The sequence below is a fragment of the Burkholderia aenigmatica genome (assembly GCF_048627025.1).
GTDB classification, from domain to species: domain Bacteria; phylum Pseudomonadota; class Gammaproteobacteria; order Burkholderiales; family Burkholderiaceae; genus Burkholderia; species Burkholderia aenigmatica.
In genome coordinates this window covers 2,453,822-2,470,042 of record NZ_CP184468.1, presented here as the reverse complement: position 1 = coordinate 2,470,042, position 16,221 = coordinate 2,453,822, and the positions used below count along the sequence as shown (strand labels likewise).

The 16,221-nt window shown below is 65.3% G+C and carries 10 protein-coding genes; 4 read left to right on the top strand and 6 right to left on the bottom strand.

Going from position 1 to position 16,221, the window contains the following annotated elements; all coding sequences use genetic code 11:
• Positions 1 to 88: 88 nt before the first annotated feature.
• Positions 89 to 1,252, top strand: coding sequence for a DNA polymerase IV (gene dinB / locus ACN8ZM_RS11530; protein ID WP_043190384.1), 1,164 nt, complete (start codon positions 89 to 91; stop codon positions 1,250 to 1,252).
• A gap of 60 nt (positions 1,253 to 1,312) precedes the next feature.
• Here the strand turns inward: dinB and ACN8ZM_RS11525 are convergent, their stop codons facing one another.
• The 4 genes from ACN8ZM_RS11525 to fixL all read right to left on the bottom strand — a co-directional run bounded on the left by ACN8ZM_RS11525 (position 1,313) and on the right by fixL (position 7,888).
• Positions 1,313 to 3,400 (bottom strand): M3 family metallopeptidase, encoded by a 2,088-nt coding sequence (locus ACN8ZM_RS11525; protein ID WP_089450892.1) that lies wholly within the window; start codon positions 3,398 to 3,400, stop codon positions 1,313 to 1,315.
• 239 nt (positions 3,401 to 3,639) lie between these two features.
• Positions 3,640 to 4,500 (bottom strand): bifunctional methylenetetrahydrofolate dehydrogenase/methenyltetrahydrofolate cyclohydrolase FolD, encoded by an 861-nt coding sequence (gene folD, locus ACN8ZM_RS11520; protein ID WP_420210001.1) that lies wholly within the window; start codon positions 4,498 to 4,500, stop codon positions 3,640 to 3,642.
• A 236-nt stretch (positions 4,501 to 4,736) separates the two neighbouring features.
• Positions 4,737 to 5,375, bottom strand: coding sequence for an oxygen response regulator transcription factor FixJ (gene fixJ / locus ACN8ZM_RS11515; protein WP_043190376.1), 639 nt, complete (start codon positions 5,373 to 5,375; stop codon positions 4,737 to 4,739).
• Complete coding sequence (gene fixL / locus ACN8ZM_RS11510; RefSeq protein ID WP_043190373.1) at positions 5,372 to 7,888, bottom strand: oxygen sensor histidine kinase FixL; 2,517 nt, start codon at positions 7,886 to 7,888, stop codon at positions 5,372 to 5,374. Before fixL ends, fixJ begins: the two co-directional genes overlap by 4 nt.
• Before the next feature lie 273 nt (positions 7,889 to 8,161).
• On the opposite strand from fixL, the gene aceE reads away from it, so the two are divergent.
• The 3 genes from aceE (at position 8,162) to lpdA (ending at position 14,623) form a co-directional block, all read left to right on the top strand.
• Positions 8,162 to 10,858 carry a pyruvate dehydrogenase (acetyl-transferring), homodimeric type gene (gene aceE / locus ACN8ZM_RS11505; RefSeq protein WP_043190370.1) on the top strand — a complete coding sequence of 899 codons (2,697 nt, stop codon included), beginning with the start codon at positions 8,162 to 8,164 and terminating at the stop codon, positions 10,856 to 10,858.
• 68 nt (positions 10,859 to 10,926) lie between these two features.
• Positions 10,927 to 12,576, top strand: a complete 1,650-nt coding sequence (aceF, locus tag ACN8ZM_RS11500; protein WP_043190367.1) for a dihydrolipoyllysine-residue acetyltransferase — start codon at positions 10,927 to 10,929, stop codon at positions 12,574 to 12,576.
• A 280-nt stretch (positions 12,577 to 12,856) separates the two neighbouring features.
• Positions 12,857 to 14,623 carry a dihydrolipoyl dehydrogenase gene (lpdA, locus tag ACN8ZM_RS11495; RefSeq protein ID WP_420210000.1) on the top strand — a complete coding sequence of 589 codons (1,767 nt, stop codon included), beginning with the start codon at positions 12,857 to 12,859 and terminating at the stop codon, positions 14,621 to 14,623.
• 132 nt (positions 14,624 to 14,755) lie between these two features.
• Here the strand turns inward: lpdA and ACN8ZM_RS11490 are convergent, their stop codons facing one another.
• Together ACN8ZM_RS11490 and ACN8ZM_RS11485 are read right to left on the bottom strand one after the other, a co-directional pair.
• Complete coding sequence (locus ACN8ZM_RS11490; RefSeq protein WP_420209999.1) at positions 14,756 to 15,202, bottom strand: hypothetical protein; 447 nt, start codon at positions 15,200 to 15,202, stop codon at positions 14,756 to 14,758.
• A 163-nt stretch (positions 15,203 to 15,365) separates the two neighbouring features.
• Positions 15,366 to 15,932: a phasin family protein gene (locus ACN8ZM_RS11485; protein ID WP_043190358.1), complete on the bottom strand. Its 567-nt coding sequence runs from the start codon at positions 15,930 to 15,932 to the stop codon at positions 15,366 to 15,368.
• Between the last annotated feature and the right edge of the window lie 289 nt (positions 15,933 to 16,221).

Sequence of the window (16,221 nt, the reverse complement as noted above, 5' to 3'; positions counted from 1 at the left end):
TGCCCGCGCCCGGCCGGTACGATCCGCGCAAAGCGGGCCGGTACGGCGCCGCCGGGCGTGGCCACACGCGACAGTTGAAACCGGCACTGTGTTTTTGTACAGTATCGGCACCGTGAACCCGACCATCATTCCGCCTGCCGATCCGCACGCGCCGCCGCCGGGCGACGCGCTGCCGCGCATGCGCAAGATCATCCATTGCGATTGCGACTGCTTCTACGCGTCGGTCGAGATGCGCGACGACCCGTCGCTGCGCAACCGGCCGCTCGCGGTCGGCGGCCGGCCCGACCAGCGCGGCGTGATCGCGACCTGCAACTACGAGGCGCGGCGCTACGGTGTGCATTCGGCGATGTCGTCGGCGCTGGCGATGCGCAAGTGTCCGGACCTGCTGATCCTGCCGACCGCGATGGACAAGTACCGCGCGGCGTCGCGGCAGATCATGGCGATCTATCGCGACTACACGCCCGACGTCGAGCCGCTGTCGCTCGACGAGGCCTACCTCGACGTCAGCGGGTCGGAGCGGTGCCAGGGCAGTGCGACGCTGATTGCACGGGAGATCCGCCAGCGCGTGGCCGACACGGTCGGCGTGACCGTGTCGGCCGGCGTCGCGCCGAACAAGTTCATCGCGAAGATCGCGTCCGACTGGAACAAGCCCGACGGGCTGTTCGTCGTGCGGCCGCACGAGATCGACGCGTTCGTCGCGGCGCTGCCGGTGCGCAAGCTACACGGCGTCGGCAAGGTGACGGCCACGCGGCTCGACCGGCTCGGCATCCAGACCTGCGCGCAGTTGCGCGACTGGCCGCTGATCGACCTGCACCGCGAATTCGGCGCGTTCGGGCGGCGGCTGTACGAACTGTCGCGCGGGATCGACGAGCGGCCCGTGCAGGCCGATCAGGAGCGCAAGTCGGTCAGCGTCGAGACGACCTACGTGACCGACCTGACGACGCTCGAGCAGTGCGCGGAGGAAATCCGCCGCCTCGTCGTGCAACTCGATGCGCGGATCGCGCGGGCGGGTGCCGCGCGGTCGATCCGCAAGCTGTACGTGAAGATCCGCTTCGCCGATTTCCAGCGCACGACGGTCGAGTGCGTGGCCGACGCGACGAATGCGGACACGGCCGTCACGCTGCTCGCGAAGGGGCTGCAACGGCGTGCGCAGGCGGTGCGGCTGCTGGGCGTCGGCGTGCGCATCGACGAGGATACGGCCGAGCGCCACGGGCAGTTTTCGCTGTTCGACGACGAATCGCTCGCGCCATGAAAAAGGCACCGCCGAAGCGGTGCCTTTGCTTGCGTGCTGCCGAAAGGGTTGGCGGCGCGCTCAGTGCGCGGGTGCGGCCATCCCGTTATGGCGCAGCAGCGCGTCGATCTGCGGCTCGCGGCCGCGGAACGCCTTGAACGAATCCATCGCCGGGCGGCTGCCGCCGACCTCGAGGATTTCGCGGCGATAGCGCGTGCCGGTCGCCGCGTCGAGCACGCTGCCGCTCGCGGCGGCCGCTTCCTCGAATGCTGCATACGCATCGGCCGACAGCACCTCGGCCCACTTGTAGCTGTAATAGCCGGCCGCGTAGCCGCCCGCGAAGATGTGGCTGAACGTGTTCGGCCAGCGCGAGAACGCGGCTTGCGGGATCACGTGATAGCGTTCGTTGATCTCGCGCGCGAATGCGGTCACGCCGGTGGCGCCCGCCGGGTCGAAGTCGACGTGCAGCAGCATGTCGAACATCGAGAACACGATCTGGCGCAGCGTGCCGAGCCCGCTCTGGAAATTCTTCGCGGCGATCATCTTGTCGAACAGCTCGCGCGGCAGCGCGGCGCCCGTGTCGATGTGCGACGACATCGACGACAGCACGTCCCATTCCCAGCAGAAGTTTTCCATGAACTGCGACGGCAGCTCGACGGCATCCCATTCGACGCCGTTGATGCCCGACACGCCGAGCTCGTCGACGCGCGTGAGCATGTGGTGGAGCCCGTGGCCGAATTCATGGAACAGCGTGATGACTTCGTCGTGCGTGAAGCACGCGGGCTTGCCGCCGACCGGCGCCGAGAAGTTGCAGGTGAGATAGGCGACGGGCGTTTGCACGCTGCTGCCGCGCTTCGCGCGCGAACGCGCGTCGTCCATCCACGCGCCGCCGCGCTTGCCTTCGCGGGCGTACAGGTCGAGATAGAACTGCGCGACGAGCGAGCCGTCGCGATTCTCGACGCGGAAGAAACGCACGTCCTTGTGCCACACCGGCGCGTCGTCCGGCTTGATCTGCACGCCGAACAGCGTCTCGGTGACGGTGAACAGGCCCTTCAGCGCGGCGGGCTCAGGGAAGTACTGCTTGACCTCGTTTTCCGAGAACGCATAGCGCTGCTGGCGCAGCTTTTCGGCCGCGTATGCCACGTCCCACGGCGCGAGTTCGGCGAGGCCGAGTTCCTTCGCGGCGAACGAGCGCAGCTCGTCCCAGTCCTTGTCCGCGTGCGGGCGCGCGCGCGTCGCGAGATCCTCGAGGAACGTGATCACCTGCTGCGGCGATTCGGCCATCTTCGGTGCGAGCGACACTTCGGCGAAGTTGCGGTAGCCGAGCATCTGCGCTTCTTCGCGGCGCAGCTTCAGCGCATCGGTGACGATTGCCGTGTTGTCCCATTCGGCCTTGCCGTCGCCGTACTGCGGCCCGAGTTCCGATGCGCGCGTCGCGTAGGCGCGGTAGAGCGTTTCGCGCAGCGCGCGGTTGTCGGCGTATTGCAGCACCGGGAAGTACGACGGGAAGTGCAGCGTGAATTTCCAGCCGTCCTTGCCGTCCTTTTGCGCGGCTTCGCGGGCGGCTTCGATCGCGTCCCCGGGCAGGCCGGCCAGTTCGGCCTCGTCCTGCACGATGTACGCGTACGCGTTGGTCGCGTCGAGCACGTGATCGGAGAAAGCCTTCGACAGCGCGGCCTGCTGTTCCTGCAGTTCGGCGAAGCGCGGCTTCTGGTCTTCGGGCAGCTCGGCGCCCGACAGGCGGAAATCGCGCAGCGCGTTGTCGAGGATCTTCTTGCGTTCGACGGACAGCGTCGCGTATTCGGCGCTCGCGGCGATCGCCTTGTACTTCTCGTACAGCGCGAGGTTCTGACCGACGCTCGACCAGAATTCGGTCACGCGCGGCAGGTTCTCGCCGTAGGCGGCCCGCAGTTCGGGCGTATCGGCGACCGCGTTCAGGTGGCCGATGATGCCCCAGGCGCGACCGAGCGGCTCCGTCGCGTGCTCGACCGTCTCGACGATTGCTGCCCAGGTTGCCGGCGTCGCGGCCGCGCTTGCCGTTTCGACTGCGCGGTTGGCGGCATCGAGCAGCGTGTCGAGCGCGGGCGTCACGTGTTCCGGACGGATCTCGCCGAAGCGGGGCAGGCCCGAGAAATCGAGAAGCGGGTTGGTGTTGGCGCTGGCGGACATAAGACTCCCTGTCTGTTGCCGGATGAACCGGAGTGAAAAGGGTAAGGCGCGCACGGCAACGCGGCGCCCGATATCGACATTATTGGGGCGCATCGCGCGCTTTCCAATCGTTAGTTTCTAACGACGCGATTGACGCAGGGTCGAATGCGGGGTGGGGAGCGCCAGGTGGCGCGACCGGCGCGGTGCGGCCGGCGAGACGCCGGCGCGCGGTTCCGCACGCCGGCTGAACAGGCAGGGGGTCAGGCAGCCGCGTCGGCGGCGCGCTCGGCGGCTTCGATCGTGTTGATCAGCAGCATCGTGATAGTCATCGGGCCAACGCCGCCCGGCACCGGCGTGATGTGGCCGGCCACTTCCTTCACGCCCGCGAAGTCGACGTCGCCGCACAGCTTGCCCGCGTCGTCGCGGTTCATGCCGACGTCGATCACCGTCGCGCCGGGCTTCACCATGTCGGCCGTCAGGATGTTGCGCTTGCCGACCGCGGCGACCACGATGTCGGCCTGCCGCGTGTGCGCGGCGAGGTCGCGCGTCTTGCTGTGGCAGATCGTCACGGTCGCGCCGGCGTCGAGCAGCATCATCGCCATCGGCTTGCCGACGATGTTCGAGCGGCCGATCACGACCGCGTTCGCGCCCTGCAGCAGGATGTCGTGCGCCTCGAACATCTTCATCACGCCGTACGGCGTGCACGGGCGGAACAGCGGCTTGCCGGTCATCAGCGCGCCCGCGTTCGCGATGTGGAAGCCGTCGACGTCCTTCTCCGGCGCGATCGCCTCGATCACCTTGTGGCTGTCGATGTGCTTCGGCAGCGGCAGCTGGACGAGGATCCCGTGGATCTTCGGATCACGGTTCAGTTCGTCGATGCGGGCGAGCAGGTCGGCCTCCGACAGCGTGTCCGGGTACGCATCCTTCAGCGAGAAGAAGCCGTTGTCCTCGCACGCCTTGATCTTGTTGCGCACGTAGACTTCGCTGGCCGGGTTGGCGCCGACGAGGATCACCGCGAGGCCGGGCTGGTGGCCGCGCGCGGCCAGTGCGGCGGCGCGGTCGGCGGCCTGGGCGCGCAGGGTCTTCGAGAGGGCGTTGCCGTCGATGAGGAGGGCTGTCATGGTGGTGGGTTCTGCCGGGAAGTTGGAATGCGGGCGTGCGGCGCCCGAGGGGCACCGCAGCAAAGCACGGAATTATACCGTCCGCCTGCCGCCGTCCGACAGCGAATGCACGGGAAGCGTCATGGCTGCGGCGCTCGCGCGCCGGGAAAAACGCCGCCGCGCGAGTGGGCCGCATCGCGCGACGGCGGTGGCGCGGCCCGCCGGGCAGGGCTGCCCGGGCCGCGCGGCAACCACGCTCAGGCCTGCTTCTTCGACAGCGCGAGGCGCAGCAGGTCGGCCACCGTGTTGACGTTGAGCTTTTCCATGATGTTCGCGCGGTGCGCTTCGACCGTCTTGATGCTGATGCCGAGGTCGTCGGCAATCTGCTTGTTCAGGCGGCCCGCGATGATCCGTTCGAGCACCTGCTGCTCGCGCGCGGTCAGCTTCGACAGGCGTTCGCTCGCGGCACGCTGTTCCTGAACGCTCTTGCTTTCGTTTCGGGCCTTGTCGAGCATCCGCTCGACCAGCTTGCGCAGCTCGGCTTCGTCGAACGGTTTCTCGATAAAGTCCATCGCACCCTTTTTCATCGTCGAGACGGCCATCGGCACGTCGCCGTGACCCGTGACGAAGATGATCGGCAGCGCGGCATTGTCGGCAATCAGGCGTTCCTGCAGTTCGAGGCCGCTCATGCCCGACATCCGGACGTCGAGGATCAGGCACGCGATCTGGCCGGCCTGCTGCGCAGGCTGGTAGGCATCCAGGAACTGCTCGGCGCTCGAGAAGCATTGCACGCGATAGCCGTTCGCCTCCAGCAGCCAACGCAGCGAGTCCCGTACGGCCTCGTCGTCGTCGACGACAAAGACGGTTTCCTGAGTGGTGGTGACAGGGCTATTCATAGTTCTCCCGTAACAGTATGTGATGCCGATGCCTCGCGCCCCCCTTGGCCGAGATCAGCGGGTTCCCCAATGGGCAGGCTGCAGTGGAACGTTGCGCCGGAAATGCGGCCATCCGGCTCGACGTTGTTGACCACCCACAGACGCCCCCGATGCGATTCGATGATCGAACGGCAGATGTTCAGCCCCATGCCCATGCCATCGGACTTGGTGCTGTAAAACGGTTCGAACAGGCGCTCGGCGGTCGCTTCGTCGACGCCCGGGCCCTGGTCGATCACGCGGATGTCGACGAAGCCCGCCTCGATGTCGGCGATGACGCGGATCACGCCGTCCACCGACGCCGGCTTCACGTCGGCCATTGCCTCGGCCGCGTTCTTCATCAGGTTCACGAGCACCTGCTCGATCAGCACGGGGTCGACATAAATAATAGGCATTCTTGCGAGGATTTCCGTGACGATCCGGATCCTGCGCTTCCTGGCCTCGATTTCGGCGAGCCCGACCGCGTCGGCGACGATGTCCGCGACCCGCGCCGGCTGGCGCTTCGGCTCGCTGCGCTTCACGAATTCGCGGATCCGCTTGACGATCATCCCCGCGCGCAGCGCCTGCTGCGCGGTCTTTTCCAGCGCGGGCTGCAGCGTCTCCGGCGTGCCGCGGCCGCTCTTGACGAGCGCGAGCGTGCCCGAGCAGTAGTTGTTGATCGCGGCGAGCGGCTGGTTCAATTCGTGAGCAATCGACGACGCCATTTCACCCATCGTCATCAATCGGCTCGTGAACTGCAGCTTCTCTTCCTGCTGGTGCGCGAGTTCCTGCGCCTTCTTGCGGGTCGTGATGTCGGTCGCGATCTGCATCTGCGCGAGGTGGCCGTCCACCCACTGGATGTACTGGCGGCGCACCTCGAACCACTTCTGGATGCTCTCGACGTACACCTCCTGCGCATCGGCGGTGCTGCTCGTCAGCGCGGCGGCCGGCAGGCCCGCGAACGCGTCGACCATGTCGATCGAATCGGACGATGCCTGCGCGCGGTCGAAGCCGCCGCCCGACAGCTCGAGATGGCCGTCCGGACGAATGCCGAACAGGTGGCGGTAGTAGCGGTTCGCGAACAGCAACTCGGCCTCGTCGGCGGCCAGCACCGACACCGCGGCGTCGAGGCTTTCGAGCACCGTCGTGAAGCGCTCATGGGCAGCCGCGAGTTCTTCGCGCGCGCGCTTCGGCTCGGTGATGTCGGTCATCGACGACATCCAGCCGGTCTGGCGGCCCGAGCTGTCGATCAGCGGGGAGACGTACAGGCGCGCATGGAACAGCGTGCCGTTCTTGCGCCGCACGCGCAGCTCGAAGCCCGAGCTCGGCGCCTTGCCGCGCAGCGTCATGTCGAGCTGGCGCTGCATTTCCGGGTAAGCGTCGCGCGGCCAGTATGGGAACGGCGCGACCTTGCCGACGAGGTCGGTCTCGTCCCAGCCCGTCATCCGGCAGAACGCGGGGTTCACGTGCGTGATGCGGCCGTGCATGTCGAGCACGCGCATGCCGATCAGCACCGAGTTTTCCATCGCGCGGCGGAAGAACGCTTCCGCGTACAGCGCCTGCTGCGCCTCGAAACGCTGGCGCGTGTGCTTCCACAGGCTCCAGAGGCTCCACAGCACGAAGCAGGACAGGCCGGCCACGAGCCACACGAGCGTATTGTTGGTCAGGTTCGTGAGCTGCGGGAATGCGTACACGCGCACCGTCAGCCCCTGGCCGGGCGGATCGAGCGGCAGGTCGTAGTGCGAGTCGCGCGGCAGGCGCGGGCGCGTCGACGTGGACGACAGCTCGCGGTTGTTCGCGTCGGTGATCGAGATCTTGTACTTCGACGACAGTTCCTGCGGGATGTCGTGCTTCAGGATGCCTTCGACCGAGAACACCGCGGCGATCGAGCCGAGGTACTCGCGGTCGCCGCGCATCACGGGTGTCTGCAGCGTGATGAAGCCGTTGCCGAAGTCGTCGTAGATCAGCGGCGAATAGGCCTGGCGGCGCGTGCTGCGCGCCTCGTCGTAGGCGCCGCGCACCGCGTCCTGCATCTGCGCTTCGCCGGGCTTCGCGAGCCGCTGGCCGAGCAGCGGCGGATGCACGGTCGGCCAGCGCTGCACGCCGGGCGACGTGTACCAGTTCAGGTAGAGGATTTCTGGGTGCGTCTGCATCACGTCCGCGACGGCCATCTGGAACGCGTTCTGGTCGAGCCGGCCGGACGCGAGATCGCGCGACAGTGCCTGGAGCTGTTCCTGCGCACCCGTCATCGACAGGCGGATCTGCTGCTGGGCCCACGCGACGTTACGGAAGAGGGTGTCTTCCTGCTGCTGCTGTTCGCGGCGATTGAGGCTCCACAGGATGAGGCTCATCACCACCAGGAACACGAGAATCGACAGCAGGGGCGTCAGCAAATAGGAATTGGACCACCACGGTCCGTGGTGCCAACGGGACGGCTGCGACTCCGCCGGCGGGCCCGACGGTCGCGCCGAGCGTGCGAAAAGCCGATCGGTCAACATTGGAGGATTGTAGCGCAGCGCAATACATGGAAAACCTATACCGGATATGTTGAACGGAAACGGATTTGTTCAGCCGCGACGCGCCGGAGAGCCCCGAAATATGGGTGCAGCGCAGCAATATTTCGCATTACGAGAAAAGATCTCACAATTCGAAAATTTTGTTGCGCAGGCCCGCGCACGCTCATTACAATCCGTCGGAGCTTGCCCGCAGCCGGTCGCGTCGCGTCGTCTGCACGAGAGCGATCCTCACATTCCAGGACCCAGGAGACGAGAATGTCCGCTGTACCGAACGAAGTGATGAAATATGTCGCCGCCGAACGTGACGACGACCCGCAAGAAACCGTCGAGTGGCTGGAGTCGCTCGATGGCGTGATCTCCTCCGTGGGCACCGGCCGTGCGCATTACCTGATCGAAAAGCAGATCGAGTTCGCCCGCATGCACGGCGAACACCTGCCGTTCTCTGCCAACACCCCGTACATCAACACGATTCCCGTGGCCGCCCAGGCGAAGATCCCGGGCGACCAGGACGTCGAGCACCGCATCCGTTCGTACACGCGCTGGAACGCGCTGGCGATGGTGCTGCGCGCAGGCAAGGACACGAACGTCGGCGGCCACATCGCGTCGTTCGCATCGGCCGCGACGCTCTATGACGTCGGCTACAACCACTTCTGGCACGCGGCGTCCGACCAGCACGGCGGCGATCTCGTGTTCGTGCAGGGCCACTCGTCGCCGGGCGTCTACTCGCGCGCGTTCCTGCTCGGCCGCCTGAAGGAAGAGCAGCTCGACAACTTCCGCCAGGAAGTCGACGGCAACGGCATCTCGTCGTATCCGCACCCGTGGCTGATGCCGGATTTCTGGCAGTTCCCGACCGTGTCGATGGGCCTCGGCCCGATCATGGCGATCTACCAGGCCCGCTTCATGAAGTACCTGCAGGCACGCGGCATCGCGAAGACGGAAGGCCGCAAGGTGTGGGCATTCCTCGGCGACGGCGAGACCGACGAACCGGAATCGCTCGGCGCGATCGGGATGGCGAGCCGCGAGAAGCTCGACAACCTCGTGTTCGTGATCAACTGCAACCTGCAGCGTCTCGACGGCCCGGTGCGCGGCAACGGCAAGATCATCCAGGAACTCGAATCGGAGTTCCGCGGCGCCGGCTGGAACGTGATCAAGGTCATCTGGGGCAGCCGCTGGGATGCGCTGTTCGCACGCGACAAGTCGGGCGCGCTGATGCGCCGCATGATGGAAGCCGTCGACGGCGAATACCAGACGTACAAGTCGGAGTCGGGCGCGTTCGTGCGCGAACACTTCTTCAACTCGCCTGAGCTGAAGGCACTCGTCGCCGACTGGTCGGACGACGACATCTGGGCGCTGAACCGTGGCGGCCACGATCCGCACAAGATCTACGCGGCATTCCACGAAGCGACCAACACGAAGGGCGCGCCGACCGTCATCCTCGCGAAGACCATCAAGGGCTACGGGATGGGCGAGTCGGGCCAGGCGATGAACATCACGCACCAGCAGAAGAAGCTGCCGGTCGAGCAACTGAAGAAGTTCCGTGACCAGTTCCGCCTGCCGATCACCGACGAGCAGATCGCCGACGTGCCGTACCTCAAGTTCGAGGAAGGCTCGAAGGAACTCGAATACATGCGCCAGAAGCGCATGGACCTCGGCGGCTACCTGCCGCATCGCCGCGAGAAGGCGACGTCGCTGCCGGTGCCGGCGCTCGACGCGTTCGAGCCGCTGCTGAAGGGCACGGGCGAAGGCCGCGAGATCTCGACGACGATGGCGTTCGTGCGGATCCTGAACATCCTGCTGAAGGACAAGGCGCTCGGCAAGCGCGTCGTGCCGATCGTCCCGGACGAATCGCGTACGTTCGGCATGGAAGGCCTGTTCCGCCAGATCGGTATCTGGAACCAGGAAGGTCAGAAGTACGTGCCGGAAGATTCCGACCAGCTGATGTTCTACAAGGAATCGCAGACCGGCCAGATCCTGCAGGAAGGCATCAACGAAGCGGGCGGCATGTGCGACTGGATCGCGGCGGCGACGTCGTATTCGACGCACGGCGAGATCATGGTGCCGTTCTACATCTTCTATTCGATGTTCGGTTTCCAGCGGATCGGCGACCTGGCATGGGCGGCGGGCGACATGCGCTCGCGCGGCTTCCTGCTCGGCGGCACCGCGGGCCGCACGACGCTGAACGGCGAAGGCCTGCAGCACGAAGACGGTCACTCGCTCCTGTGGGCGGCATCGGTGCCGAACTGCGTGAGCTACGACCCGACGTTCGGCTATGAACTCGCGGTCATCATCCAGGACGGTCTGCGCCGCATGGTGCAGGACCAGGAAGACGTGTACTACTACGTCACGGTGATGAACGAGAACTACGAGCACCCGGCGATTCCGCAGGGCGAGCACGTGGCGGCCGACATCATCAAGGGCATGTACGCGTTCAAGAAGGCCGACGCCGACAAGAAGGCGCCGCGCGTGCAGCTGCTGGGTGCGGGCACGATCTTCAACGAAGTGATCGCCGCTGCCGACCTGCTGAAGAACGACTGGGGCGTCGCGGCCGACCTGTGGAGCGTGCCGAGCTTCACCGAGCTCGCGCGTGAAGGCCACGAGATCGAGCGCTGGAACCTGCTGCATCCGACCGAAGAGCGTCGCCTGTCGCACGTGCAGAAGTGCCTGAAGGACACGCAGGGCCCGGTCATCGCATCGACCGACTACGTCCGTGCGCTGGTCGACCAGATCCGCGGCCAGATCGATCGCCGCTTCGTCGTGCTCGGCACGGACGGCTTCGGCCGCTCGGATACTCGCGAGAAGCTGCGTCACTTCTTCGAAGTCGACCGTCATTGGGTCACCGTCGCTGCGCTCAACGCGCTGGCCGACGAAGGCACGATCGAGCGCAAGGTGGTCGCGGACGCGATCGCCAAGTACAACCTCGATCCGTCGAAGCCCAACCCGATGACCGTTTAACGCACACGCCGTGTGATGCCGCGCGCCGCCTCCGAGAGGGGCGCGCGTGGCCATGGAGACAGAAACAGATGAGTCAAGCGATCGAAGTGAAGGTGCCGGATATCGGCGATTACAAGGATGTGCCGGTGATCGAGATCGGCGTGAAGGTCGGCGATACCGTCGAACCGGAGCAGTCGCTCGTCACGCTCGAGTCGGACAAGGCGACGATGGACGTCCCGAGCCCGGTAGGCGGCGTCGTGAAGGAAATCAAGGTCAAGGTGGGCGATTCCGTGTCGGAAGGCTCGCTGATCATCCTGCTCGAAGGCGGCGCCGCGGCGCAGGCGAACGGCGCGGCTGCGCCCGCCGCTGCACCGGCTCCGGCGGCAGCGCCCGCACCGGCTGCTGCTGCACCGGCGGCCGCACCGGCTGCAGCCGGCGGCACGCTCGAAGTGAAGGTTCCGGACATCGGCGACTACAAGGATGTGCCGGTGATCGAGATCGGCGTGAAGGTCGGCGACACGGTCGAGAAGGAGCAGTCGCTCGTCACGCTCGAATCGGACAAGGCGACGATGGACGTGCCGAGCCCGGCCGCCGGCGTCGTGAAAGAGATCAAGGTGAAGGTGGGCGATTCGGTGTCGGAAGGCACGCTGATCGTGCTGCTCGACGCGGCAGGCGCAGCGCCCGCCGCAGCCGCCCCGCAGGCGAGCGCCCCGGCACCGGCCGCTGCTGCGCCGGCACCTGCCGCCGCACCCGCGAAGGCCGCCCCGGCACCGGCTGCTGCTGCACCGGCTCCGGCCGCTGCACCGTCGGGCGAATACCGCGCGAGCCACGCATCGCCGTCGGTGCGCAAGTTCGCACGCGAACTCGGCGTCGAAGTCGCACGCGTGCAAGGTTCGGGTCCGAAGGGCCGCATCACGAAGGAAGACGTCACGGGCTTCGTGAAGGGCGTGATGACCGGCCAGCGCGCAGCACCGGTCGCGGCAGCCGCGCCGGCAGGCGGCGGCGAGCTGAACCTGCTGCCGTGGCCGAAGGTCGACTTCTCGAAGTTCGGCCCGTTCGAAGCGAAGCCGCTGTCGCGCATCAAGAAGATCTCGGGCGCGAACCTGCATCGCAACTGGGTGATGATCCCGCACGTCACGAACAACGACGAAGCGGACATCACCGAGCTCGAAGCACTGCGCGTGCAGCTGAACAAGGAGCACGAAAAGGCGGGCGTGAAGTTCACGATGCTCGCGTTCGTGATCAAGGCGGTCGTTGCAGCACTGAAGAAATTCCCGACCTTCAACGCGAGCCTCGACGGCGACAACCTGGTGTTCAAGCAGTACTACCACGTCGGTTTTGCCGCAGATACCCCGAACGGCCTCGTCGTGCCGGTGATCCGCGATGCGGACAAGAAGGGTCTCGTCGATATCGCGAAGGAAATGGCCGAGCTGTCGAAGGCCGCACGCGACGGCAAGCTGAAGCCGGACCAGATGCAGGGCGGCTGCTTCTCGATCTCGTCGCTCGGCGGGATCGGCGGCACGAACTTCACGCCGATCATCAACGCGCCGGAAGTGGCGATCCTCGGGTTGTCGCGCGGCCAGATGAAGCCGGTGTGGGACGGCAAGCAGTTCGTGCCGCGTCTCACGCTGCCGCTGTCGCTGTCGTATGACCATCGCGTGATCGATGGCGCGGAAGCCGCGCGGTTCAATGCGTATCTCGGTGCGTTGCTCGCGGATTTCCGTCGCATCATTCTTTGATGAGCGGGGGAGCTCGCGGGGGCGTGGGTCTTTTGTTTGTTATCCGCGCCCTGTCGTTGAACCTGTTTCGCTAACGGTCTATTAGCGTCGCCCCTGCGCGGGGCGGCGGTTACTTTTCTTTGTCTTCCAAAGAAAAGTAACCAAAAGAAAGGCGCGTCCTTGGGCGGACGGCAAAGGTGGTCCTGCCCAGGTTCGCGTTCTCTTGTCAGGCCGTAGTTGCAATGGGTTCTTTCGCGGGTTTCTCCCCCTCTGTCTGCAGCTAATCAAGAAGGGGACAGTAATGAGTCTCATCGAAGTCAAGGTTCCGGATATCGGCGATTTCAGCGGCGTCGATGTCATCGAAGTCAACGTGAAACCCGGCGACGTGATCGAAAAAGAGCAGACGCTCATCACGCTCGAATCGGACAAAGCCTCCATGGAAGTGCCCAGCGACGTCGCCGGCACCGTCAAGGAAATCAAGGTCAAAGCCGGCGAGAAAGTCTCGCAAGGCACCGTCATCGCCATCGTCGAAGCAGCAGCAGACGCAGCCGCACCCGCGAAAGCACCCGAAGCGGCCAAGCCCGCAGCGGCTGCACCCGCACCGGCCGCAGCCGCTCCGGCACCCGCGCCGCAAGCCGGCAGCTACGTCGGCGCAGTGGACATCGAATGCGACATGCTCGTGCTCGGCGCCGGCCCCGGCGGTTACTCGGCCGCGTTCCGCGCTGCCGATCTCGGCATGAAGACGGTGCTCGTCGAACGCTACTCGACGCTCGGCGGCGTGTGCCTGAACGTCGGCTGCATCCCGTCGAAAGCGCTGCTGCATACGTCGCTCGTCGTCGAAGAAGCCGCGGCGCTCGCGTCGCACGGCATCACGTTCGGCAAGCCGGAAGTCGATCTCGACAAGCTGCGCGACTTCAAGGGCGGCGTCGTCAAGAAGCTGACGACGGGCCTCGCCGGCATGGCGAAGGCACGCAAGGTCGAAGTCGTCACCGGCGTCGGCGCATTTGTCGATCCGTATCACATGGAAGTGCAGGGCGACGGCGGCAAGAAGGTCGTCAAGTTCAAGCAGGCGATCATCGCTGCAGGCTCGCAGGCCGTTAAGCTGCCGTTCATGCCGGAAGATCCGCGGGTCGTCGATTCGACCGGCGCGCTCGAACTGCGTCAGCTGCCGAAGCGCATGCTCGTGATCGGCGGCGGCATCATCGGCCTCGAAATGGCGACGGTGTACTCGACGCTCGGCGCCGAGATCGACGTCGTCGAAATGATGGACGGCCTGATGATGGGCGCGGACCGTGACCTCGTGAAGGTCTGGGAAAAGTACAACGCGAAGCGCTTCGGCAACGTGATGCTGAAGACCAAGACGGTCGGCGCGGAAGCGAAGGAAGACGGCATCTACGTGAAGTTCGAGGGCGAGAAGGCGCCGGCGGAAGCGCAGCGCTACGACCTCGTGCTCGTCGCGGTGGGCCGCAGCCCGAACGGCAAGAAGATCGGTGCCGACCAGGCTGGCGTCGCCGTCACGGATCGCGGTTTCATCGACGTCGACAAGCAGATGCGCACGAACGTCCCGCACATCTTCGCAATCGGCGATATCGTCGGCCAGCCGATGCTCGCGCACAAGGCCGTGCATGAAGGCCACGTCGCAGCGGAAGCCGCGCATGGCGAAAAGGCGTACTTCGACGCCCTGCAGATTCCGTCGGTGGCGTACACCGATCCGGAAGTGGCCTGGGCCGGCAAGACGGAAGACCAGTGCAAGGCCGAAGGCATCAAGTACGGCAAGGCCGTGTTCCCGTGGGCCGCATCGGGCCGCGCGATCGCGAACGGCCGCGACGAAGGCTTCACGAAGCTGATCTTCGATGAGGAAACCCATCGCGTGATCGGCGGCGCGATCGTCGGCCTGAACGCAGGCGACCTGATCAGCGAAGTGTGCCTCGCCGTCGAGATGGGCGCGGACGCGGAAGATATCGGCAAGACGATCCATCCGCACCCGACGCTCGGCGAATCGGTCGGCATGGCCGCCGAACTGTACGAAGGCGTCTGTACCGACCTGCCGCCGCAACGCAAGAAGTAATGCAGCCGGCAAGGCCGGTCAGGTGCCGGCCATGAACAACGCCGCCGCTCGGGAAACCGGGCGGCGGCGTTTTTATTGGTTCTTGGCCAGGGCAGGGTGGGCTGGCCTATGCCGAAGGCGCGGCGGCGGGATCTACTTCGCCGCCCTGACGAATTGCGGAGCGACGCCGATTTTTTCGCCGAGTTGCCTGATGAACGCGTGCAATTCGTCGAGCGGCACGGCAGCGCCGTGCGGCGGGGGCGTGTCACCCTTCGAGACTTCGACCGTGAGGTAGGATTTGTTCGGACTCGATTTCGCCGGCATCACCACAATCAGGTAGCGGTAATGGCTGGTGTTGTGTTCTCCAGCGATCACGTGTTCCTCGGAAATCACCACCGTTCCATTCTTCGTCAACCATGACCGGGCCGCATCCACGATGCCGGCAAACGGTAGCTGGACCGCGTACATTTCCATCGGCCGTGGCGTTTCTGCCGGTTGAGACGTCGTGGCGGGCGGGGCGGCCGTGGCCCGGCCAGGCATCGCAAGCGCCGCGACGGAGATGGTCGTGGCGACGGCGATGGATCTGAGCGTTCTGTACATGAATGAAATGGGACGGCGAAACGTTTTTCTTCGTGGTGGGCATCCGCGATGCCGTGCGACGAACGAGGGCAATGACTGGCAGGGATTGTCGCCCGATCGCATGTTCTGGCGCCAGAAATGAAAAAGCCGCGCAGTGCGCGGCTCTTTCAGGAGCAGGGGACGCTTACGCGGCCGGCTTGCTCGTACGACGTGCAGCAGCGGCGGTAGCAGCCTTCGTTGCGACGGCAGCAGCAGCGTTGAAGTTCGTTTCAGCGATTTCGACGGCTTGCTTCGTTGCCTTCTGAACCGTTTCGTACGTGGTGTTCGCAGCGTTCAGTGCCGACTTCAGCGCAGCGACAGCCGTTTCCGAACCGGCCGGGGCGTTCTTCGCGACGTTGTCGACGAGTGCCTGGACCTTCTTGTTCTGCTCTTCGAATTGCGCTTCGGCAACCTTCGTGAACTCGGCTTGCGTCGACGATGCGATTTCATACAGGTGACGGCCGTACGACAGCACCTTTTCCGCGACCGGCTGCGACAGGCTGGCTTGCAGCGCGATCAGTTCCTGTGCGTCCTTCACCGACAGCAGGCGCTGTGCGTTTTCCTGGCTCTCGGCCAGCGTCGACTTCACTACCTGCAGGTTGAGTTCGATCAGCTTTTCGACGCCTTCGAACGCCTTGGTCGTCAGACCGAACAGGCTTTCGAGGTTGGCTTTCTGGGCGGCGGCGATTTGCTCGGGGGTCAGCAAGGACATGTCAAGCTCCTGAAAAGCGATCGCGTCGATCGCAGGGGAAAGGGCACTACGCTGGGGAACCTCGGATGCGCGTGCTTTGTGCAACGCAGCAATGAGGCTTATTTTAGGGCAGACAAAACCATTGTCAAGTATTTTTTGTGCGTTGCACAATCATGACAAATTATCGATAAAACAACGAGTTATCGCGCCTGTTCGGAATCGGTTTCAGGCGTGTTCCCAGATGGTGCGCACGACCGTGGGGCAGGCGCGGCGCACCATGATCATGCACAGGTAAACCTGACAGGCCTGT